The organism is Apibacter muscae, assembly GCF_007845635.1.
GTDB classification, from domain to species: domain Bacteria; phylum Bacteroidota; class Bacteroidia; order Flavobacteriales; family Weeksellaceae; genus Apibacter; species Apibacter muscae.
This window is the reverse complement of the sequence record NZ_SELG01000041.1, coordinates 230,095-251,581: the sequence shown is the minus strand read 5'-3', so window position 1 is coordinate 251,581 and position 21,487 is coordinate 230,095. Positions and strand designations below refer to the sequence as shown.

The window sequence follows — 21,487 nt, the reverse complement described above, 5'->3', positions numbered from 1 at the left end:
TTTTTAATTAATTTATTTTAAATTTGCAGTGTTTTATAAACTATATGAAGTATAAAGAATACCAATTTAATATTGAACCGCTTGAACCATGGAGAGAAATCTTAATTGCCTATTTAGCAGAACTACCCTTTGAAAGTTTTGTAGAATCTGAATTAGGGTTGCTTGCCTACATAAAAGACGAGTATGATAAAGAAAACTTAATTGAAGATCTACCTCTATTTTCTAATAAGGAAGTGAAGATAAGCTTTACTAAGCAAGGTTCACCGGATATTAATTGGAACGAGGAATGGGAGAAAAATTTTCCTCCAGTCTTAGTCGAAAATAAAATTTATCTACACACTGATTTTCATCCAAAAAAAGATGAAATTCCTCATCAGATTCTTATTGAACCTAAAATGTCGTTTGGGACCGGACATCACGAGACCACCTACAATATGCTAAACGCTATGTTAGAAATTGATTTTAAAAATAAGGATGTTTTAGATATGGGAACGGGAACGGGAGTTTTAGCAATTTTTGCAAAAATGTTGGACGCAAATTATGTGGATGCTATTGATATAGATCATTGGTCTTACCAGAATGCAATTGATAATGCAAAAAAAAATAATATGCATATTAATGTTCAATTGGGAGATGCAAGTTTATTAGGACAACAGAATTATGACATAATATTAGCCAATATAAACAAAAATATACTATTACAAGATTTCGGTGCTTATGTGAAAAATTTAAAACCGAAAGGATTTTTATTAGTAAGTGGAATCTATGAACACGATTTTAATGATATTATTAAGAAAGCTAACCTACACGGATTAAATTTTATAAAAAAATGGTCTAAAAATAATTGGATATCAATCTTATTAAATTATGAATTATAGCAACTCTCCTCTTTGGGAAGAAAAAGAGGAACTAGATACTTTATTAGAAGAAGAACAGTCTCATACTATTGTCTTACATAATGACGAAGTGAATACCTTTGATTACGTCATCAATTGTTTAATCGAAATCTGTGAACACACATTGGAACAAGCTCAACAATGCACTTATTTAGTTCATTACAAAGGCAAATGTGAAGTTAAATCAGGATCTATTGATTATTTAATACCTATAAATAATGCTTTACTAAAAAAAGGATTATCCTCGGAAATTGTTTAATAGTATATTTCGATAAATTCATTCTCTAATAAGAATCGTCTGAACATAGAATAATAAATCTCTAAATATAAGCACTATATTTGTGCAAATTTTTTCAAAATATGAAATGTGGAATTGTTGGCTTACCAAACGTAGGGAAATCTACTTTATTTAATTGCTTGTCTAATGCTAAAGCACAATCGGCAAACTATCCGTTTTGTACCATAGAGCCTAATGTTGGAACAGTATCCGTTCCAGATCCTAGATTAAATAAATTAGAAAAATTGGTGGTACCTGAAAGAGTGCTCCCAGCAGTTGTTGAAATTGTTGATATCGCCGGATTGGTGAAAGGAGCAAGCAAAGGGGAAGGTTTAGGAAACCAATTTTTAGCTAATATTAGAGAAACCAATGCTATTATACATGTGCTTAGATGTTTTCAAAATGAAAATATTACGCATGTAGAAGGAACTATAGATCCTGTTAGAGACAAAGAGATTATTGATATTGAGTTGCAATTAAAAGATTTAGATACTATTGAAAAGAAAATAGAAAAATCCAAAAAAGCAGCAAAAGCTGGTAATAAAGAGGATCAGTTAATTGTTTCAGTTCTTGATAAGTTAAAATCATTTATGGAGGAAGGAAATAATGCTAGAGAATTTGAAACGGATGAAATTTCATTTCCTGTAATCTCTGATCTACAATTGCTCACTTTTAAGCCCATCTTGTATGTTTGCAATGTAGATGAAAAATCAGCCAAATCAGGAAACGAATATGTAGAAAAAGTGAAAGAAAAAGTGAAAAATGAAAATGCACAAGTACTAGTTTTGGCAGCCCAAATTGAAGCCGATATTTCTGAATTGGAAACCTATGAAGAGCGTCAAGTATTTTTAGAAGAATTAGGATTAGATGAACCTGGAGTTAATCGATTAATAAGACAAGCCTATCAACTCCTAAATTTACAAACTTATTTTACTGCTGGAGTAAAAGAAGTAAGAGCTTGGACCATTCAAAAAGGTTGGACAGCACCACAGGCGGCTGGAGTTATTCATAGCGATTTTGAAAAAGGGTTTATTAGAGCAGAAGTCATCGCTTATGAAGATTTTATTAAATATGGATCTGAACAGAAGGTAAAGGAAGCAGGTAAATTATCTGTAGAAGGAAAAGAATACATTGTCAAAGATGGGGATGTTATGCATTTCCGATTCAATGTATAAGTACACTTTTATAATATATTTAAAAAAACGATTAAAAACAAGCTTTAATCGTTTTTTTTATCTTAATATTTTATATATTTGAAAAAAAATTACTTAATATTATGAAAAAAATTATTTTAACTATTTCATTCGCTTGCTTAGTTGCTTCAGGAATGACCGCTCAAATTAAAATTGGTAAAACAAGTATTGGCAAAGGTAAAATTGAAGCCGCTCAGAAAGCAGCTAAAGCATTAACAGTATCTGACGCAGAAATGGCAGAAATGGCTGCCAAATCCATTAAATGGATGGATGAGAATAATCCGGTTTGTACTACTAAAGATAAAGATAAAAAGAAAAAAGCTTATGCTGAAAGACTTGAAAAAATTTTTGGTCCCTATAAAAATTATGATGGACTAAACCTAAACTATAAAGTTTATTATGTAACCGATATCAATGCCTTTGCTAGTCCAGACGGTAGCGTTCGTGTATTCTCATCACTTATGGATATAATGACAGATGATGAACTTTTAGGAATTATTGGGCACGAAATTGGACATGTAAAATTAGGACATTCTAAAAAGGCTTATAAACAAGCATTACTTACTGCAGCTGCAACTCAATATGCAGGAGAGACCGGAGGATCTGTAGGAAGTTTAGTTAATAGTGCTAATATAGGAGATTTTGCTCAAGCTTTGGTAGAAGCTCAGTTTTCTCAAACACAGGAAACAGCTGCTGATGAATATTCTTATACATTCTTAGTATCCAATGGTAAGGATCCTAAAGCATTAATTTCTGCATTCAAAAAATTAGCTGATTTAGGAAGTGGTAAAGATTCATTTAAGGATAAAATACTTTCTAGCCACCCAGGAAGTGAAAAGAGAGCACAAAATATTGAGAAAAAAATAGAAAAGGATTCTAAAAAGAAAAAATAGAAGTCATTTAACCATTAAGTTAAAACACATCCGAATAATTATTTGGATGTGTTTTTTTATTTAAAATTAGTTATATCATCAGTTTTAGATTTTCATTAATAAAAATGATCTATTGATCCTTGATTTTAATAATATATAATGTAAAAATTTATATTTTAATTTTTGTATAAACCATTAAAATATTTATTTTTGTATACAATTGACCAACCTCTGGCGAAAGACGTATATTGTTGCTCAATTTTAATAAATATATTTATTTATATCATGGAACCATTAATTAAATATGTACAAGAAAAGTACATTGCAAAAAAAGAATTTCCTAAATTCGGAGCAGGGGATACCCTTACAGTTTATTACGAAATTAAAGAGGGTAATAAGACAAGAACCCAGTTCTTTAAAGGTGTAGTTATTCAAGTAAGAGGTACTGGCGCTACTAAAACTTTTACCATTAGAAAAATGAGTGGTGATGTAGGAGTGGAACGTGTATTTCCAGTAAATATGCCGGCTTTACAAAAAATTGAAGTAAACAGAAAAGGTAAAGTTCGTAGAGCAAGAATTTATTACTTTAGAAAGTTAAGAGGTAAAAAAGCAAGAATTAAAGACGCTAATACCTTTAATTAAAAATAAAAAAGGAGAAATATATTTTATTTCTCCTTTTTTATTTTAACTTTCATAAACCTCAAAAGTACCATCTTCATAAAAAAACAAAATTCTATTAATTTTTTTCTTACTATTTAATTGGCTAAATCTAGGGAGATCTTCCTTAGGTGTGGAATCATTTTTAGAATTTACATTATTCTTCTCTTCATCTATATCAACTAAATTATAACTATTAGATTTATAATTTTTCTTAGATTCGCTATTATCAACCACAGTTGTAAATAATGTTGGCTGTTCAATAATATTATTTTTTAAAATATTCTTTTTCTTATCAATTTCTTCTTCCTTATTCTTTAAAGGTTTCCCTTTCCCCAATATTAACCAATCAGAATTTATCTCAGGAAAAACGGATAAAGTCCTTTCTAGAAAATCCAAAGAAGGTTTATTCCTTGCAGAAGTAATATGAGAAATACTAGATCTCTGTACATTAATCTTATCTGCAAATTCACCAGGAGATAAACCTAGCAATTCAATTAAAGTTATAATTCTCTTATCAATATCCATAATTTACAAATGTCAACTATTTACATATGTAAATAGAAGCAGTTTATTACAAATGTAAGAAACTTTAAATATATATCCATAAATTGTAATTTAAAGTTTACTTAATTTAAAGGTTTAATAAATGCGTATTATTTAATTCATTTTTAATTAATTACATTTTTCAATTATATTTTTGTTATAGAATATCTGTTATTCCTGTCATTTTGTCTAAATTTTAACTAATTGATTTGAATTGGTTTTTACATGTGTAAATTACAAATGTAAACAAATATTCATTTTTATATTTTGTATATTTGTATTAAAGCAAAGCCTATGACTTTTAATATTTTAGAATTAGATAAAACATTTGAATTAGAATCAAATTTTAATTGTAGATATTTATCCCCAACAAAACTTCATCACTTTCTAATAGAATATCATAACAAAAACATTGATAAAATTGGTTGCTCCGAACTAGGAAAACCTATTTATAAATTAACACTGGGTAATGGTTTTAAAAATATTCTTTTATGGAGTCAAATGCATGGCAATGAAACAACAGGAACATTAAGCTGTTTAGATGTAATTAAATTTCTTGCTGAAGATTCTGCAATATCAAAGAAAATACTGGAAGCTTTTACATTGGATTTTATCTTAATGTTAAATCCGGATGGAGCTGAAATTTGGACAAGAAGAAATATTTTAGGTATAGATATAAATAGAGATTTTCTAACTTCTTCTTCTACAGAAATGCAATTGTTAAAAAAAGTTGCATCAAGTAAAAAATACGATTTAGCTTTTAATCTACATGATCAAAGAACCATTTTTGGAGTAACCGGAAAAAAAGAACCAGCAACCTTAGCTTTTTTATCACCTTCTGAATCAGAAAATAGAGAAATTACAGAAACCAGAAAAAAATCTATGGGACTTATTGCTGATATATATAAAGAAATATCACAATTAATTCCTAACAAAATTTCCAGATTTACAGATGAATTTTATCCTCGTTCTGTAGGTGATAATTTTCAAAAATTAGGAATTCCTACTATTTTATTTGAAGGAGGACATTATCCCAAAGATTACTTGAGACAAAATACAAGAAGATATTTCAGTTTAGCTCTAATTACAGCATTATATTATGCCACAGTCAAAAATAATTGGGAAGAAAATTATGAAGTTTATGAAACTATTCCAAAAAACTCTACTTTTTTTTATGATATTATATATAGAAATGTGCAATTGAGCAGTATAAATGATACTAAAGCAGACCTAGGAATTCAATATTCTGAAGAAATAAGGAAAGGTGACAATGAGATTATTTTTGTAGCAAAAATAGAAGACATTGGAGATTTATCGCTTATGAATGCTCATAAAGAAATAGATGCAGAGGGTAGATATTTAAGCTTACCAGATGGAAAATTACCTAAAATAGGTATTCTGGCAGATTTTAAATTGGATGAATGGATTATTAGTAACGGTAAAAAATTAGAACATTGGGTGTAATAATCCTTGTTTTATTAAATAATTTTAAAACTATAATTTCATGAATTTACCTCCTTTAGCAGAAAGAATGCGTCCCCAAAAACTAAATGAATACTTATACCAAAAACATTTAGTAGGTGAAGGAGCTTCCATAGAGCGAATGGTAAAAAATGATTCAATTGCTTCTATGATTTTATGGGGACCACCAGGAACAGGTAAAACAACCTTAGCAGAAATCATTGCTAAAGAATCAGGAAGAGAATATTATACATTAAGTGCGATAAATTCAGGAGTAAAAGAAGTTAGAGAAGTTATAGAGCAAGCAAAAAAACAAAATTTATTTAAAGGTAAAAGTCCAATTTTATTTATTGATGAAATTCATCGTTTTAATAAATCCCAACAAGATAGTTTATTACAAGCAGTAGAAAAGGGATGGATTATTCTAATAGGGGCAACTACAGAAAATCCTAGTTTTGAAGTGGTTTCAGCCTTACTTTCCAGATGTCAGGTTTATACCTTAAAACCCTTGGATAGAGAAGCTTTATCCAACCTAATTCAAAGGGCAATTCAAGAAGATAAACTTTTAAGTCAAAAAAAAATAATAATAAAAGAAGAAGAAGCCTTGATCCAATATTCCGGAGGTGATGCCCGTAAGCTATTGAATGGATTAGAATTAGTAGTTCAACAAATTAATACCACAGAAGAAATTTTGATAACCAATGAAGAAGTACAAAAAGTGATACAAAAAAATATGGCTTTGTACGACAAAAATGGGGAGCAACATTATGATATTATTTCTGCTTTCATAAAATCCATAAGAGGTTCAGATCCCAATGCTGCAGTTTATTGGCTGGCAAGAATGTTGGAAGGAGGAGAAGATATCAAATTTATAGCCCGTCGGTTAATTATATTAGCTTCGGAAGATATTGGAATGGCGAATCCTACGGCACTTATTTTAGCTAATAATACCTTTCAGGCTATAAACGTAATAGGAAATCCTGAGTCCAGAATTTTACTTAGCCAATGTGCTGTTTATTTAGCAACTTCTCCCAAATCTAATTCTTCATATTTAGCCATTAATGAAGCAATTAATTATGTTAGAGAAACAGGAGATCTCTCTGTTCCATTGCATCTTAGAAATGCTCCTACTAAATTAATGAAGGAATTAAACTATGGAACCCATTATAAGTATTCTCATGACTATCCGGGACATTTTGCTTTTCAAGAATTTTTACCTGAAGAAGCTTCTAACAACTCTTTTTATAAACCTGCAGATAATCCCAAAGAAAATAAATTAAAAGAGTACTTAAAAAACTTATGGGGCGATAAATATAATATGTAATTCAAAAGCAGAATAATTTTTAATTTAGATTTCTATATTCATTAGGAGTAAAACCTGTTTCTTTCTTAAACATTCGACTAAAATGTTGAGGATATTTAAAACCTAATTCATAGGCAATTTCATTGATGGTTTTAGAGTTATCAAATATTTTTTCCTTAGAAAGTTTCATTAACTTTAAGTGAATGTATTCTTGAGCACTTTTTCCAGTTTCTTTTTTTACTAAATCACCAAAATAATTGGCAGATAAATGAAGTTCTTCAGCAAAATAATTTACTTTCGGATGCCCTTCTTTTTGTAGAAGATCCGAATATAGGTAATTATTTAGTAGAATTTCAAATTTTTCTAAAATTCCCCTATTAATTGTGTCCCGAGTAATGAATTGACGATCATAAAAACGGGTGCAATAGTTAAGGAATAATTCTATATTACTTACCACCAGCTTTGAACTATGCTTATCTATTCTTTGACCTATTTCATCCTCAATTTTTTCTAAACATTCCAAAACTACCTTTCTTTCTCTTGTTGATATATGTAAAGCCTCATGAGCATCATAAGAAAAAAAAGAAAAATTATTCATTTCCTTGGCTAAGGATGTCCTATTTAAAAGATCAGGATGGAAAAGTAAAGCAAATCCTTTAGGAATTACTTTTATACCATTATTTTCAATCTTCATTATCTGTCCTGGAGCAAAAAAAACTAAGGTTCCTTCTTGATAATCATAATATTCTTTTCCATATTTAATATCCCCACATTTTACATCCTTTAAGAATATTGCATAAAAACCGAAGTTTAAGGAACCGTGATTAACCGGTTTACATTTTGAAAAATCAATAACACTAACCAAAGGATGTAAGGTTTCCACTCCAAGAAGATCATTATAATCGGATATCTTATTCAGTTGTTCTATTTTCTCCATAGCGAATATTTATAACATATAAGCAATACAAATTTATCCATTTGTTTTTGGCTTAAATGGATTAATCTAGAAAATAAGTAAAAATGGTAGGAATATCCTTAATTTATATAAAAGTTTAATTTTAAATATTTTAGAATTTTGTATTAAATAAAAGATAAAAAATAAATTTTTGAGATTTTTAAAAATAATCATGTCTGCATCTATATTTATATTATGCATAACATGTAGTCCACTAAAACAATACAACAAAATGCAAACAAAAAATTCAAACATCAGTAATTTTCCTATAGGAGAAGAAAACACTTTGTATCAACAATATTTCTCAGGAAAATCATGGCTTGCTCCACTTACAAAAAATAAGGATTTAAATGTACCTATGAATAATGTAACCTTTGAGCCTGGTTGTAGAAATAATTGGCATAGTCATACAGGTGGGCAAATCCTTATCGCAGTAGGAGGTGTTGGTTATTACCAGGAAAGAGGAAAGGAAGCACAGCGTTTAGAACTTGGAGATGTAGTTGAAATAGCTCCAAATATAGAACATTGGCATGGAGCAGCACCGGATAGTTGGTTTTCACATATAGCAATAGAGTGTAATCCCCAAACCAATAATAATAAATGGCTAGATCCAGTTTCTGATGAAGAATATGCAGAAGCTGTAGGAAAAAAATAAAACTTTTTCCAATAAGTATTTTATAATAACTATGAGAGTAATCCTAAATTATTGATTAAGTAAAATGTTTTAAAGTGAGTATAAGAACATTAATATTCCTATTACCAATGCTTGTAAACTCACAATCTTATAAACAAAATAAAATGGGAAATAAAATAAATTTAGATAATAAACAACAACTTGTAGTAAATATTTCAGCATTTACAGCAGTTGGGAATATGGACAGCCTTACTATTGAGCTTGGTAGAGGGTTAGAAGCAGGATTAACCATCAATAAAATTAAAGAAATTTTAGTGCATTTATATGCTTATACAGGTTTCCCTCGTAGTTTAAATGCACTTGCTGCATTTATGCAAGTAATAGAAGAAGCTAAGAAACAAGGAAAAGAATATATTGAAGGGGAAAATACCAGTCCTTTACCTGAAAATACAGATATATTGAAATTGGGAACTCAAGTGCAAACTGAATTAGTGGGACAGCCTGTTTCAGGAGGTGTTATGGAATTTGCCCCTGCCATTGACCGATATTTAAAAACACATCTTTTTGGAGATATCTTTGCAGGCGATGTACTTACTTACCAACAAAGAGAATTAGTTACAGTATCTGCATTAGCAGCAATGACTGGATTAGAATCTCAGTTACAATCACATTTGGTTATAGCCATGAATACAGGACTTACAGAAAACCAATTATTAGAGGTAATGGATCAAATTGAACAAAATATTAATAAAGAACAAGCAGATATAGGCCGAAAAATTTTATCAAAATTAAAAGAATATAAGTGATTATAGAATAATAAAATACCGAGCACAAATGATTGGCTATATGCTTATTTCTTTATATAGTGAATTACATGGAAATTATAACAAATGAAAAACTATACAATATAAATAAAAAATGGAAAATAATATCAAAGAAAAAGTAGTGGTAATTACCGGAGCTAGTAGTGGATTTGGAAAAATATCCGCAGAACATTTATCTAATTTAGGAGCAACGGTAGTATTAGGAGCACGTAGTACTGATAAAATTGAAAAAATATCAGAAGAAATTAACTCTAAAGGAGGTAAATCCTTAGCGGTAACTACAGATGTTACAAAAGTTGAACAAGTAAAAAACCTTGTTGATAGTGCAATCAATAAATTTGGTAAAATAGATGTTTTATTAAACAATGCAGGTTTGATGCCCCTTTCACCACTTGAATATCTAAAAGTAGAGGATTGGAATCGATGTATTGATGTGAATATTAAAGGAGTTTTATATGGTATTGCAGCAGCACTTCCTTATATGAAAGAACAAAAATTTGGTCAAATCATAAGTGTTTCCTCAGTAGCAGGTCATACCATTCGTCCCGGAGGTGCCATATATTCTGCTTCAAAATATGCCGTAAGAGTAATTTCAGAAGCTTTAAGACAAGAAGTTAAACCCTATAATATACGCACAGCAGTAATATCTCCGGGAGCTGTTGAGACAAACTTACCCAATAGCGTAACTGCTACTGATATTTCTAAAAATATTCACGAATATTATAGTAAACATGCTATTTCTGTTGATTCTTTTGCTAGATGTTTAGAATTTATTATAAACCAACCGGAAGATATGGATGTTAATGAAATCTTATTCCGCCCAACCATTCAGCAACTATAAATTTTGAACTAAAAATAAAAGAAGAATTTATAACTATATAATTTTAAAAAAAGCAATTTCCATTAATAGAAATTGCTTTTTTCATAGTTAATTATAAAAATAAGTTCATTTTATCTTAAAAAAAAGTTAAAAAAGTATTAAGTTTATCAATATTTTATTGGCTCTTTTGTTATATTATATAAATCTGACTTTTTACTTCTAAATACCTATTTACAAAATGAGAATTCTTAAATCTAATTATATGTAATTGAATATTTATTATATATATTAAAACATCCTTTGTTTAATAAAAAAATTGCGAACTTTGAGTGATAAATTATAATTTAAATGAGCAGTAATCAATTAATACGAGAACAAGAACCGAAAAAATTATGGAATTTCTTTGCTGATATCAATGCAATTCCTCGCCCTTCTAAAAAAGAAAAAAAAATAAGAATATTAATTCAAGAGTTTGCAAAATCATTGAATTTAGAAGTGAAAGAAGATTCCGTTGGAAATATTTTAATAAAGAAAGAAGCATCTGAAGGTTATGAGAATCGTAAGAAAGTAGTACTACAAGCTCATTTGGATATGGCATGTCAAAAAAACACGGATACAGATTTTAATTTTGATACCCAAGGGATTCAAATGAAGATAGAGGGGGAATGGGTACAAGCGAAAGATACAACCTTAGGAGCAGATAATGGGATAGGAGTGGCTACTATATTAGCCATACTAGCATCTAAAGATATAAAGCATCCTGCAATAGAGGCTTTGTTTACGGTAGATGAAGAAACAGGTATGACTGGAGCTTTTGGATTAGATAAAAATTTTTTAAGTGGAGACATTCTTTTAAATTTAGATACAGAAGAAGATAATGAAATAGATATAGGATGTGCTGGAGGGGTAGATGTTACAGCTGAAATAAGCTATAAAGTAGAAAATATTACCTCTGAGATGATTGGCTTTAAAATAGAATTAACCGGATTGCATGGAGGACATTCAGGAATTGAAATACATAAAGGCTTAGGAAATGCAAATAAATTATTAAATCGGTTTTTATATGAATTTTTAGATTTTAAAATTCAATTAATTTCTTTTATAGGGGGTGGTTTAAGAAATGCTATACCTAGAGAAGCAATTTCTTATTTTATTATTCCCAAAAATTACAAAGCTGAATTGGAAATCTGTTTTAAATCTTTAAAAAAAGAAATTATAGAAGAATTTAAATCATTAGAAGAAAATGTTTTAATTACTCTTTCCCCAATTGAAATAGAAAATGAAAAATCTTTAGGTTTCAAACAAAGCAAACAAATTATTGAAGCCATACAAACTGCCCATGATGGGGTTTATAAAATGAGCCCAGATATTGAAAACCTTGTAGAAGCTTCTAACAATCTAGCACGCGTTGAAATAGGAAAAGGTAAAGCTAGCATATATTGCCTTACACGTTCTTCTGTAGAAAGTTCTAAAAAATGGGTGAGTACATCCTTAAAAGCAGCCTTTGAATTAGCTGGAATGAAAGTATCCTTTTCAGGTTCTTATCCAGGTTGGAAACCTAACCCTAATTCAGAAATATTAAAAATAGCATTAGATATTTATGAAAAACAAAATAACGAAAAACCATTTGTAGTAGCTTGTCATGCAGGTTTAGAATGTGGTATAATAGGAGAGAAGTTTCCAGATATGGATATGATTTCTTTTGGCCCAACCATTAAAGGAGCCCATTCTCCCAAAGAAAGAGTAAGCATTCCTTCAGTACAAAAATTTTGGAAATATACTTTAGACCTGTTAGAGAATATTCCTCTAAAATAAGCTTTCAAAAAATAATGTAATTAAATATTTTAGTTAGTGTTTGAATCTATTAAAAAAACAGATAATATTAATATTATCTGTTTTTTTAATAGATTAAGTAATTAATTGATAAGATCTTCAATTAACTTAGTTAGACTATCTTCATCCAGCAGACCAATCTGCTCCCATTGTATTTTTCCATTTTTATAAGCTATTAAAATTGGAAATCCTTTTTCAATATACGGCTTGGATAAATTTTTATTTTCATCTGCATTTATTTTTACTAAAGTTAACTTATTCTTATATTTATCTGAAAGCCTTTCAAACATAGGAGTCATTTGTACACAAGGACCACACCAAGGAGCATAAAAATCAACTAAAACTATATCATCACTTTTAAGTAATTTATTAAATTCATCATAAGAAATCTTATCAGGCATTTCACCTACTACAGGCCTATTTTGTTTCTTCCATTCCGTAATACCACCTTGTAAATCATATAAATTTTTAAAACCTAATGATTTTAATGAATCAATAGCTGCCGCAGATCTTACACCTGTTCTACAATATACCATATAGGTTTTATTCTTATCTAATTTTTGAATTTTTTCTTTAAAACTGGGATTTCTATAATCTATGTCAATAGCATTTTCTAAATGTCCTGTATTATATTCTTCTGGAGTTCGTACATCCAAAATGACAACTCCTTCCTCTGTAAATTTTTTAGAAAATTCCTCAGAATTAAGTACATGATTAGTTTGAGAAGATAAAATACCTCCTATAATTAGTGTAAGAGATAAGAAAAGTTTTTGCATATTAAAATTTTTATTAATTAAATCTATATTTCCTATCGCAAAGATAGGAAATATATTTTAGAAAACAACATGCTTGTATTTTATAACAAAATTGAATTACTATTACATCTCAACAATTGTAAGAACATTAGAAGCACCATCTGGTGATAATTGAGCTGATCTGATAATGTTAATAATATTAACAGCAATATAAACAGACTCGCCTTTTTTTAAGTAAAATAAATTTTTACAAGTATTAGACATAGTTATTGAACCTGTACCTCCAAAGTAGGTAACAACACTTTTAGCCCCTTGATAATCAATGGCTAAATAATCATCTAATAATTGTATTAAGCTCAATTCATAACTAGAAATAGAACCAGACCTAATTTGTACATTATTAAATACTGCTGATGCTGAAATTCTATATACCCCGTCTCTAGGAGCTGTAAATAAACCTGAAACTGGATCAAAACTTTTAGTATCATCACTCACAACTGTCCAATTATTTAAAACTTGATTTATAGATCCGAAAGAGACAATATAATTGCTACCCGATGTATTTTCAGCCAATACAAATACTCTTTTTTTCTCAGAGGATAATTGGATCCAATTACTACCATTTGAAAATTCAAGAGCTTTAAATGTAGGATTGTATCTTAAGACTCCAGAACCTACCAAACTTGGATCAATATCTGAATATCCTATTCCTAAAGAACGATTAAATTGATTGGGTGATTTATCCCTTAAATCAAGTTTCACCAAAGAATTACTGTTTTCAACTATATCAATATACCCTTTTTTATTAATACTGAATAAACTTAATCCTTTAGAATTTTTCACATTAAATATCTTATTAATATCATTAGTAGAATTAGTAACTATATCTAATACTGCTGTAGGATTTTTAGTATTTATTCCAACCTGTGCATAAATTTTAAGATTACCTGTTGATAGAAAAAATACATAATAAATTAAGAATATATAAAATAATTTCATGATAATTTATCTTATTTATTGAGCAAAAATATATAAGTTATTATAATTTAAATCTGATTCAGGTTGAGATGGTGTTGAACCATAAACTCTTAATTTTTTTTCAGTACCTAAATTATGATAGATTTTAGGTGTAAGTGTGTAACCTTTTAAAAGTTTCATAGAACCTGAACAAGTAATGGAACCCATACCATTACCTTGTACAGGAAAATATTGAATAGATTTTACAACATAGCCGTTGCTAGCAATCCATGATGCTTCAATATATGAATCCGCTAAAATCTGACCGTATGCAAAAGAGATAGTAAAGGAAAAAACATATACTCCATCCATCGGTATAGTATAAGTTGAATTATTTATATCAAAAGCATTATAACTATCTTTTATAACAGTAAAACCATCGAGAACAGTACTTTGATCATTGGGATAAGTCCCAGCAATATAATTGTTCGCAGCAACTAAAAACGGTCGTTCTAAGTTAGATGTAAATCTATACCAAGAATTATTAACAGAAACTTGAAGTTCACTAATTCCAGGTACATAACGAATTACACCATCTCCAAGAATTTCAGGAGATAGATTAGTTGATCCTATCCCTAATAAAGGTATTTTATGATCACTTCTAAGATCTATTCCTGCTTTAGGTTCAGCTACCCCTACACCAACATTACCTTCCGTGGTCACATTAAAAATTTCTTTGCCATCAGAATTGGTTATTTTTAAAAGTTTATCATTTAAATCATTTGGGGTCGGTTGAATTTCAACATCAGTTACTTCATTGGTAATGCTAATTCCTAAATTTTGAGAATAAAAGCATAAATAATTAAGAGTTAGTATGCAAAGAATTTTCAACTTCATTTTAATGAAAATTTAAAGTTCAACAATTGAAAAAAAACTATATTCTTGTATTATGGTTTGTGAATAACCGGTGTTTTGAAAAATTTCTACATAAAAAGTTTCATCTTTATCTAACAAAAAACTCCCACTACACTGTATAGTAGGATAATTTGTTGAACTAACTGCATAGGTATCTAAACATTTATTTTTTTTTCCATCAGAAGTTAGAAAATTTGTTTCAAAATAAGTATTTGCATTAACCATAGATTTTTGAAAAGTAATATTCAGATAAAATGCATAGTTGCCACTATGTGGAGCCTTAAAGTATCCAGAAGTTAAGTCCATAGATTGATAGTCATCGGACAAAATTTTCCAATTGATAAATTTTTTAGTTAAATCATTTTCAATAGTAAAACCTTCCTGCGGTCGTGCAGATACTAAAACACGCAAGGGTTTTAAATTTATTTCTTTCCATGCAGAATCCGTAGATAAGTAATATTTATTACTATCTATTTCGTACTTTATAACTCCTTCTCCTGCATCTTCATAGCTTAAAGTTGTATTACCTACTGCTAATACATCTCCTTCTTCACCTCCCCTTAAATCAAATAGTAAAGGCGAATTATTTACTCCTTTAGTTTGTACTCTACCATCATTTTTTATAGTAAAAATTTGATTGCCTTGAGAATCTTTGATTGAGAAGATGTCATCCAATACCAGATTTGATTGACGTACATCTAGAGTAGCTTCTGGATTTCTAGTATTGATACCCACTTGAGAAGGAGACATTATATAAAACAATAAACATAAATTTACAAACGCAGATCTCATTAAATTAATAAGTTTTAAATACTATAAAATTAACATATTTTATGCAAATATAGAATAATATTAATAAATATTTATATTTTTAAAATTTTATTATAGAAAAGTCACTAAAAACAAAAATTTATAATTATTTATTAAGAGTTATATAATTGAAAATATTATACATTTTAAAAGTTTAAATTATCAGTTATTTATTTATAAAATTCTGCTATAATAAATAGAATTTGAAAGTTTTAAAATCTTAAATAAAATTTATTTACTTTGTCCGTTTTAAAAAATAAGATTGCCATGGAAAAGATTTGTATAAAAAATATTACGTCTAAGGATGTTCATATTCTACAAACAATTGCTAAACAAACATTTATAGATACTTTTGAAGAATTTAGCTCTCCGGAAGACATGGAGTTATATTGCAAAAATAGTTTTAGTTTGGAGCAACTAAACCAGGAATTAAATAATACTAATTCCCAATTTTATATAGCTGAAAATGAAAATGAAATTGTATTAGGCTATTTAAAAATTAATTTTAAAGAAGCCCAAACAGAATTAAAAGATAATTCAAGTTTAGAAATTCAACGTATTTATGTTCTTAAAGATTATCAAAAACAGAAGGTAGGACAAGCATTGTTAGAAAAAGCTATGCAGATAGCCATTCATGATAACTTAGAATATGTGTGGTTGGGAGTTTGGGAAGAAAATCATAAAGCTATATCATTTTATAAGAAAAATGGATTTATTCCCTTTGATAAACATGTATTTAGATTAGGAAATGAAGATCAAACCGATATTTTAATGAAAAAAGAAATAAAAACATCTAATACTATTCATTTACAGCCTTCACTTGAAAATGACAAGATTCTTTTAAGCCCGCTTTTAAAAGAAGATTTTTTATCATTATATAAGGTTGCTTTAGACCCTGAAATTTGGGAACAACATCCCAACCAAGATCGTTGGAAAAAGGAAATTTTTGAAGTTTTTTTCAATGGTGCCATTGAAAGTAAAGGGGCTTTTAAAATTCTGGATAAAGAAACTAATCAAATAATTGGATCTACACGATATTATAATTTTAACCCAATAGAAAACAGCATATGTATAGGGTATACTTTTTTTAGTAAAGCTTATTGGGGAAAAGGAATTAATCCTAAAGTTAAAAATCTTATGCTTAACTATATTTTTAAGTACGTAACTATCGTTTATTTCCATGTAGGTTCTGAAAACAAACGTTCCCAAATAGCAATTGAAAGATTAGGAGCGAAAAAAATAGATGAAAAAGAAATAACCTATTATGGTGAAAAACCTAAATTAAATTTTATCTATAAAATAGATAAATCTGAGTGGAGCAACTCTTAACTATTAGAATAAAAAACAATCACTTTTTTCACCGGTAAATGATAAAATTTACAGTGGTGTAATAAAATTTATGATTAACGATTTAATAAAATTTTACATTTTTTTACAGATGTTTATATCTATAACGCTTATAAAACCCAAAAAATAGAAAAATATTTAACTAACTTTGCCTATATGCAAATCACCGAAGACACATATATGCAAAGGGCTTTAGAACTAGCTGCTCAGGCGGGTGGTTATTGTTGTCCCAATCCTAAAGTGGGTTGTGTTATAGTTAAAGATGGGAAAATAATTTCTGAAGGATATCATAGAAAATATGGAGAGTATCACGCGGAAAGAATGGCTATTCTGAACAGTAAAGAAAGTGTAGAAAATTCTGAAGTTTATGTGACCTTAGAACCTTGTTCACATACAGGTAAACAACCTCCTTGCGCTGATTTGCTTATTGAATCTAAAGTTAAAAGGGTTATTATAGCTAATGTAGATCCAGATACAAAAGTAAACGGTAAAGGTATTGAAAAATTAAAAGACGCAGGTATAGAGGTTCATCTAGGAATTTTAAATGAAAAAGCCTACCAACTAAACGAAGATTATTTTTATCATAGAATCAACCATATACCCTATGTAGTTGGAAAAATTGCTACGAGTATAGATGGAAAAACTAGTACTTTTAACAAAAAAAGCCAGTGGATCACCAATGAAAAATCCCGACAATATTCTCATTACTTACGTAGTAGATACCAAGCCATTATGGTCGGGGCTAGTACCTTTAACGAAGACAATCCCAAGTTAAATGTAAGAATTAATGATGGAAAAGACTACTACAACCCCATAAAAATAATAGTTACATCTTCTGGTAAAATAAATCTTAACCATGATTTATTTAAAGAAAGATCTAATAATATCATTATTTGTACCACTCCTAAAATTGATTTTCAACAAGAAACTAAGTTAAATCAAATGGGTTGTACTGTACTAAAGATTCCAGAGAATGATCAAGGGCAGGTAGATATTAAATTAATGCTAAAAGAATTAGGAAAACGTAACATTGTATCTATATATTTAGAAGGAGGAAGCGCTTTATTGGAAAGTTTTATAAAATTAGATTTATTGCAAAAATTACTTGTATTTATGGGAAATCAAATTTTAGGTGGACTAAACAACGGCATTATAAATTCAAACATTTATCCTGAAATTTCCAATTCGCCTTCCTTTGTTTTAAATCAAGTACGTACCTTTGAAAATAATGTAATGCTGGATTATTACACTCAAAATTATTACAAGAAATTAAAAAAACAATTATGTTTACCGGTATAATTAAACACCAATCAAAAATAATATCTTTAGAAAAATCCGAAGATATTATAAAATTAACTGTAGAATCTGACCAATTATTTCAGAATGCAGCTGTTGACGATAGCATTGCAGTAAATGGTGTATGTCTTACCATTACTCAATTGCAAGAAAATAAAGCTAGTTTTGATGTTCTTCCTGAAACTATTGAAAGAACCAATTTATCACTTTTAAAAGTAGGGGATGTGGTAAATACAGAAGATTCAATGACAGCATCCACCAGAATTGGTGGACATTTTGTACAAGGACATGTAGATACCACATCAACCATTACCAAAGTAGAAGAAGACGGAGAAGCCTACGATATATATTTCACTTGCGATCAAAAATATCAAAATATGCTGGTGGAAAAAGCCTACATTGCTTTGGATGGAATGAGCCTTACAGTTACAGCCGTAACCCCTGAATTTTTTAAAGTAATGATTATACCACATACATTTTCCCAAACCATAGTTAAAAACTACTGGAAAGTGGGTTACCAAGTAAATACAGAAATAGATATTTTAAATAAATCTATATATAAATATATAAACGATATACAAAAATGAGTAATACGGTTTTAAAAGCCTTAGAAAGTCTAAAACTAGGTAGACCTATTATAATCGCTGATAGTAAGGATAGAGAAAATGAAGGGGATTTGGTAGCTTCTGCACGTATGGTAACTGATGGAACTGTAAATTTTATGGTGCAACATAGTAGCGGAGTTTTATGCTTAGTAATGACGGAAGAACGTATGAAGGAACTAAAATTAACCAAACTAAGAACAGAAGATCACCAAAGAGATAAGTTTATGACCAATTTTGGTGAAACTTTTGAAGCGGCAGAAGGTATTACTACAGGAATAAGTGCCAAAGATCGCGCTTTTAGCGTACGTCTAGCCGCAGATCCTTCTACAACCTATAAGGATATAATTTCTCCGGGGCATGTATTTACTTTGGCAGCGCATAAAGATTTACTTAAAGGAAGACGCGGACATACGGAAGCTAGTGCCACGGCTTGCGAATTGGCTGGATTGGGACAATCGGCTGTAATTGTAGAAGTTGCTAGTCCCAGCGGTGGAATTATGACAGGCAATGAGCTAACCAACTTTGCAAATACTTATAATATAGATATTGTTACCATTGATGAGCTGGATGAATTTTACGACAACCCTAGTCGTGTAATTAAATACTCTGAAAGTAATTTACCTACACAATTCGGAGAATTTAAAATTTCTGTTTGGAAAAATACCTCCGGCGAAGAAATTATTGCAGTAGCAAAGGGAGATTTACAAGGGGAAGGTGTTCCCGTTCGTTTTCATTCCCAATGTTTAACCGGTGAAGTTTTTCACTCATTAAAATGCGATTGCGAAGAACAACTGGATCGATTTTTACAATTTATGCAAGAAAATAACCAAGGATTACTTCTTTATTTGAATCAAGAAGGGAGGGGAATAGGCATTGCAGACAAAATAAAAGCGTATTCTTTGCAAGACCAAGGTAGAAATACCATTGAAGCAAATTTGGAAATTGGTAAACCCATAGATGCTCGTAATTGGGATTTTGCCTTAGAAGTTTTAAAACAATATCCATTAAAATCTATTAAATTAGTCACAAACAATCCTGATAAAGTTAAAGCAGTCTCCGAGATTATTAATCAGGTAGAAGTCATTCATTTGCCTTCAACAGTAAATAAATACAACCAAGGTTACTTAGAAACTAAAATAAAACAATTAAATCACAACATTAAGATTAATAAAGATAAAAATTAACCATGAACATTGCAATAGTTAAAGCTCTTTGGAACCAAGACATCAACGACTTATTAGAAAATAGTTGCGAACAAGAGTTGCTAAAACAGGGAGCAAAGATCTCTAAATATACCGTTTCCGGAGCGGTTGAACTCCCGGTATTAGCAAAACAAATCATTGAAAAAAAGAAAGTTGATGCCGTTATTTGCATTGGTACTATTATAAAAAGAGAAACTGATCACTATACCTTTGTGGCTTATCAAGCCTCCTACGGTTGCCAAAAAGTGGCAGTTGAAACCGGTACTCCGGTAATTTTTGGAGTTTTAACCACCAACAATAAAGAACAAGCATTGGCACGTGCCAATGGAGAGCATTCTTTTTCTGGAAAAGAATGGGCAGAAGCCGCAGTACAATTGGTGAATACTATTAAATCTTTGTAATTTAAGGTTTACAATAATAAACATCAACCAGCAATTGCCTAAGTAATTGCTGGTTTTATAATTGATTATTCTTTGCTCTTCTAAAGCTGGTATTAATACGAATTACTTCTTCCTAAATATGTATGGCTTATTTTCTATTCTTTGAAATGCTGGGGAGTAAGTACTTAAAGCTATGAGTGTAATACAATGAATAAAACTTTGATAAACAACAACTTTAGAAACCTAATAAATGCAAAAAAGAATTACATATATAATAATCCATTAACTTAATATTTCTTAACTAATTATTACTGCTCAGGTTTAATTATTTATTCAATAAACATTGAATTTAATAAATATTAATATGCTATAGAATTTTTGAGGAATATTTCTATTCTTAAATTTTATAATACTAATCTTAGAAATTAGCCCATTTTATCTAAAATATCCTTCATAAGTTTAGTTTTCTCTTTTTCGCTTTCCAATAGTCGCTCAAAGAGCTCCATTACTTTATCTACAGGATTGAAGGTAGGTTGGTAACTGAATCCAGAGGCTACAGCATTATCTTTAAAATCTTGAAAAGAATATGTATTTGCAATTACGTTTACAGCTTTTTCATCATCAAAATTCTGAAAAGCTTCCACCGGAATTTTTAAAACTCCGGAAATTTGTTGAAGTAGGGTAGGTTCAATTTCTTCTTTTTGTTCCAAAAGTGAAATCTTTTTTTGGTTCCATTCTTCTCCCAACTCCAAGGCTAAAGCTTCTTGTTTGATCCCTAACATTTCTCTAAAACGCTTTATATTTCTCCCTTGGTGCACTTTTTTGGGTTGTGTTACTTCTACATTCATGGAACAAAAATAGTTATTTTTAATAGTTGCTAATTTACAAAATTTTAAGATAAATAACTGGAGGCTTATATTCTATAAAATTTAATAATCATAATTTAAAT

At 29.4% G+C, this 21,487-nt stretch carries 23 protein-coding genes; 16 read left to right on the top strand and 7 right to left on the bottom strand.

Going from position 1 to position 21,487, the window contains the following annotated elements:
- The first annotated feature begins 44 nt into the window (after positions 1-44).
- The 5 genes from prmA to rplS all read left to right on the top strand — a co-directional run bounded on the left by prmA (position 45) and on the right by rplS (position 3,880).
- A complete protein-coding gene (gene prmA, locus ETU08_RS10320) occupies positions 45-878 on the top strand; it encodes a 50S ribosomal protein L11 methyltransferase (protein WP_146262944.1) in 834 nt (277 codons plus the stop codon).
- On the top strand, positions 868-1,155 hold the full coding sequence (locus tag ETU08_RS10315) for an ATP-dependent Clp protease adaptor ClpS (protein WP_146262943.1): 288 nt from the start codon (positions 868-870) through the stop codon (positions 1,153-1,155). Before prmA ends, ETU08_RS10315 begins: the two co-directional genes overlap by 11 nt.
- 101 nt (positions 1,156-1,256) lie before the next feature.
- Positions 1,257-2,348 carry a redox-regulated ATPase YchF gene (ychF, locus tag ETU08_RS10310; protein ID WP_146262942.1) on the top strand — a complete coding sequence of 364 codons (1,092 nt, stop codon included), beginning with the start codon at positions 1,257-1,259 and terminating at the stop codon, positions 2,346-2,348.
- 101 nt (positions 2,349-2,449) lie between these two features.
- Positions 2,450-3,259, top strand: coding sequence for a M48 family metallopeptidase (locus ETU08_RS10305; protein WP_146262941.1), 810 nt, complete (start codon positions 2,450-2,452; stop codon positions 3,257-3,259).
- Positions 3,260-3,523: 264 nt separating this feature from the next.
- Positions 3,524-3,880, top strand: a complete 357-nt coding sequence (gene rplS / locus ETU08_RS10300; protein ID WP_146262940.1) for a 50S ribosomal protein L19 — start codon at positions 3,524-3,526, stop codon at positions 3,878-3,880.
- 42 nt (positions 3,881-3,922) lie between these two features.
- Here the strand turns inward: rplS and ETU08_RS10295 are convergent, their stop codons facing one another.
- A complete protein-coding gene (locus tag ETU08_RS10295) occupies positions 3,923-4,423 on the bottom strand; it encodes a helix-turn-helix domain-containing protein (protein ID WP_146262939.1) in 501 nt (166 codons plus the stop codon).
- Positions 4,424-4,735: 312 nt separating this feature from the next.
- Here ETU08_RS10295 and ETU08_RS10290 point away from each other — a divergent pair, with 312 nt between their 5' ends.
- The gene (locus tag ETU08_RS10290; protein WP_146262938.1) at positions 4,736-5,905 is read left to right on the top strand and encodes a M14 family zinc carboxypeptidase; all 1,170 of its coding nucleotides are present in this window, start codon (positions 4,736-4,738) and stop codon (positions 5,903-5,905) included.
- Positions 5,906-5,945: 40 nt separating this feature from the next.
- A complete protein-coding gene (locus ETU08_RS10285; protein WP_146262937.1) occupies positions 5,946-7,226 on the top strand; it encodes a replication-associated recombination protein A in 1,281 nt (426 codons plus the stop codon).
- Positions 7,227-7,245: 19 nt separating this feature from the next.
- Here ETU08_RS10285 and ETU08_RS10280 read toward each other — a convergent pair whose 3' ends face one another.
- Complete coding sequence (locus ETU08_RS10280) at positions 7,246-8,142, bottom strand: helix-turn-helix domain-containing protein (RefSeq protein ID WP_146262936.1); 897 nt, start codon at positions 8,140-8,142, stop codon at positions 7,246-7,248.
- A 250-nt stretch (positions 8,143-8,392) separates the two neighbouring features.
- Between ETU08_RS10280 and ETU08_RS10275 the strand changes: the two genes are divergently transcribed.
- From ETU08_RS10275 to ETU08_RS10260, 4 genes are all read left to right on the top strand, one after another.
- Positions 8,393-8,815 (top strand): cupin domain-containing protein, encoded by a 423-nt coding sequence (locus ETU08_RS10275; protein ID WP_221410553.1) that lies wholly within the window; start codon positions 8,393-8,395, stop codon positions 8,813-8,815.
- A gap of 143 nt (positions 8,816-8,958) precedes the next feature.
- Complete coding sequence (locus ETU08_RS10270; protein WP_146262934.1) at positions 8,959-9,600, top strand: carboxymuconolactone decarboxylase family protein; 642 nt, start codon at positions 8,959-8,961, stop codon at positions 9,598-9,600.
- Between the two features lie 112 nt (positions 9,601-9,712).
- Positions 9,713-10,459, top strand: coding sequence for an SDR family oxidoreductase (locus ETU08_RS10265; RefSeq protein ID WP_146262933.1), 747 nt, complete (start codon positions 9,713-9,715; stop codon positions 10,457-10,459).
- Positions 10,460-10,786: 327 nt separating this feature from the next.
- A complete protein-coding gene (locus ETU08_RS10260; RefSeq protein WP_146262932.1) occupies positions 10,787-12,253 on the top strand; it encodes an aminoacyl-histidine dipeptidase in 1,467 nt (488 codons plus the stop codon).
- A gap of 101 nt (positions 12,254-12,354) precedes the next feature.
- On the opposite strand, the gene ETU08_RS10255 is transcribed toward ETU08_RS10260, so the two are convergent.
- From ETU08_RS10255 to ETU08_RS10240, 4 genes are all read right to left on the bottom strand, one after another.
- Entirely contained in the window at positions 12,355-13,047 is a 693-nt protein-coding gene (locus ETU08_RS10255; protein ID WP_146262931.1) for a thioredoxin domain-containing protein, read from the bottom strand.
- Positions 13,048-13,149: 102 nt separating this feature from the next.
- Complete coding sequence (locus ETU08_RS10250) at positions 13,150-14,025, bottom strand: hypothetical protein (RefSeq protein WP_146262930.1); 876 nt, start codon at positions 14,023-14,025, stop codon at positions 13,150-13,152.
- A gap of 15 nt (positions 14,026-14,040) precedes the next feature.
- Positions 14,041-14,880, bottom strand: coding sequence for a hypothetical protein (locus tag ETU08_RS10245; RefSeq protein WP_146262929.1), 840 nt, complete (start codon positions 14,878-14,880; stop codon positions 14,041-14,043).
- Between the two features lie 12 nt (positions 14,881-14,892).
- A complete protein-coding gene (locus ETU08_RS10240) occupies positions 14,893-15,690 on the bottom strand; it encodes a hypothetical protein (protein WP_146262928.1) in 798 nt (265 codons plus the stop codon).
- A gap of 285 nt (positions 15,691-15,975) precedes the next feature.
- On the opposite strand from ETU08_RS10240, the gene ETU08_RS12080 reads away from it, so the two are divergent.
- The 5 genes from ETU08_RS12080 (at position 15,976) to ribH (ending at position 20,559) form a co-directional block, all read left to right on the top strand.
- Positions 15,976-17,037: a GNAT family N-acetyltransferase gene (locus ETU08_RS12080; RefSeq protein ID WP_311388704.1), complete on the top strand. Its 1,062-nt coding sequence runs from the start codon at positions 15,976-15,978 to the stop codon at positions 17,035-17,037.
- 174 nt (positions 17,038-17,211) lie between these two features.
- Complete coding sequence (gene ribD / locus ETU08_RS10230; RefSeq protein WP_146262927.1) at positions 17,212-18,354, top strand: bifunctional diaminohydroxyphosphoribosylaminopyrimidine deaminase/5-amino-6-(5-phosphoribosylamino)uracil reductase RibD; 1,143 nt, start codon at positions 17,212-17,214, stop codon at positions 18,352-18,354.
- Positions 18,339-18,938: a riboflavin synthase gene (locus ETU08_RS10225; protein WP_146262926.1), complete on the top strand. Its 600-nt coding sequence runs from the start codon at positions 18,339-18,341 to the stop codon at positions 18,936-18,938. The genes ribD and ETU08_RS10225 overlap by 16 nt, the downstream gene beginning before the upstream one ends.
- The gene (gene ribA / locus ETU08_RS10220) at positions 18,935-20,140 is read left to right on the top strand and encodes a GTP cyclohydrolase II RibA (protein ID WP_146262925.1); all 1,206 of its coding nucleotides are present in this window, start codon (positions 18,935-18,937) and stop codon (positions 20,138-20,140) included. Before ETU08_RS10225 ends, ribA begins: the two co-directional genes overlap by 4 nt.
- 2 nt (positions 20,141-20,142) lie before the next feature.
- Positions 20,143-20,559: a 6,7-dimethyl-8-ribityllumazine synthase gene (gene ribH / locus ETU08_RS10215; protein ID WP_146262924.1), complete on the top strand. Its 417-nt coding sequence runs from the start codon at positions 20,143-20,145 to the stop codon at positions 20,557-20,559.
- Between the two features lie 404 nt (positions 20,560-20,963).
- Here the strand turns inward: ribH and ETU08_RS10210 are convergent, their stop codons facing one another.
- On the bottom strand, positions 20,964-21,386 hold the full coding sequence (locus tag ETU08_RS10210; protein ID WP_146262923.1) for a helix-turn-helix transcriptional regulator: 423 nt from the start codon (positions 21,384-21,386) through the stop codon (positions 20,964-20,966).
- Between the last annotated feature and the right edge of the window lie 101 nt (positions 21,387-21,487).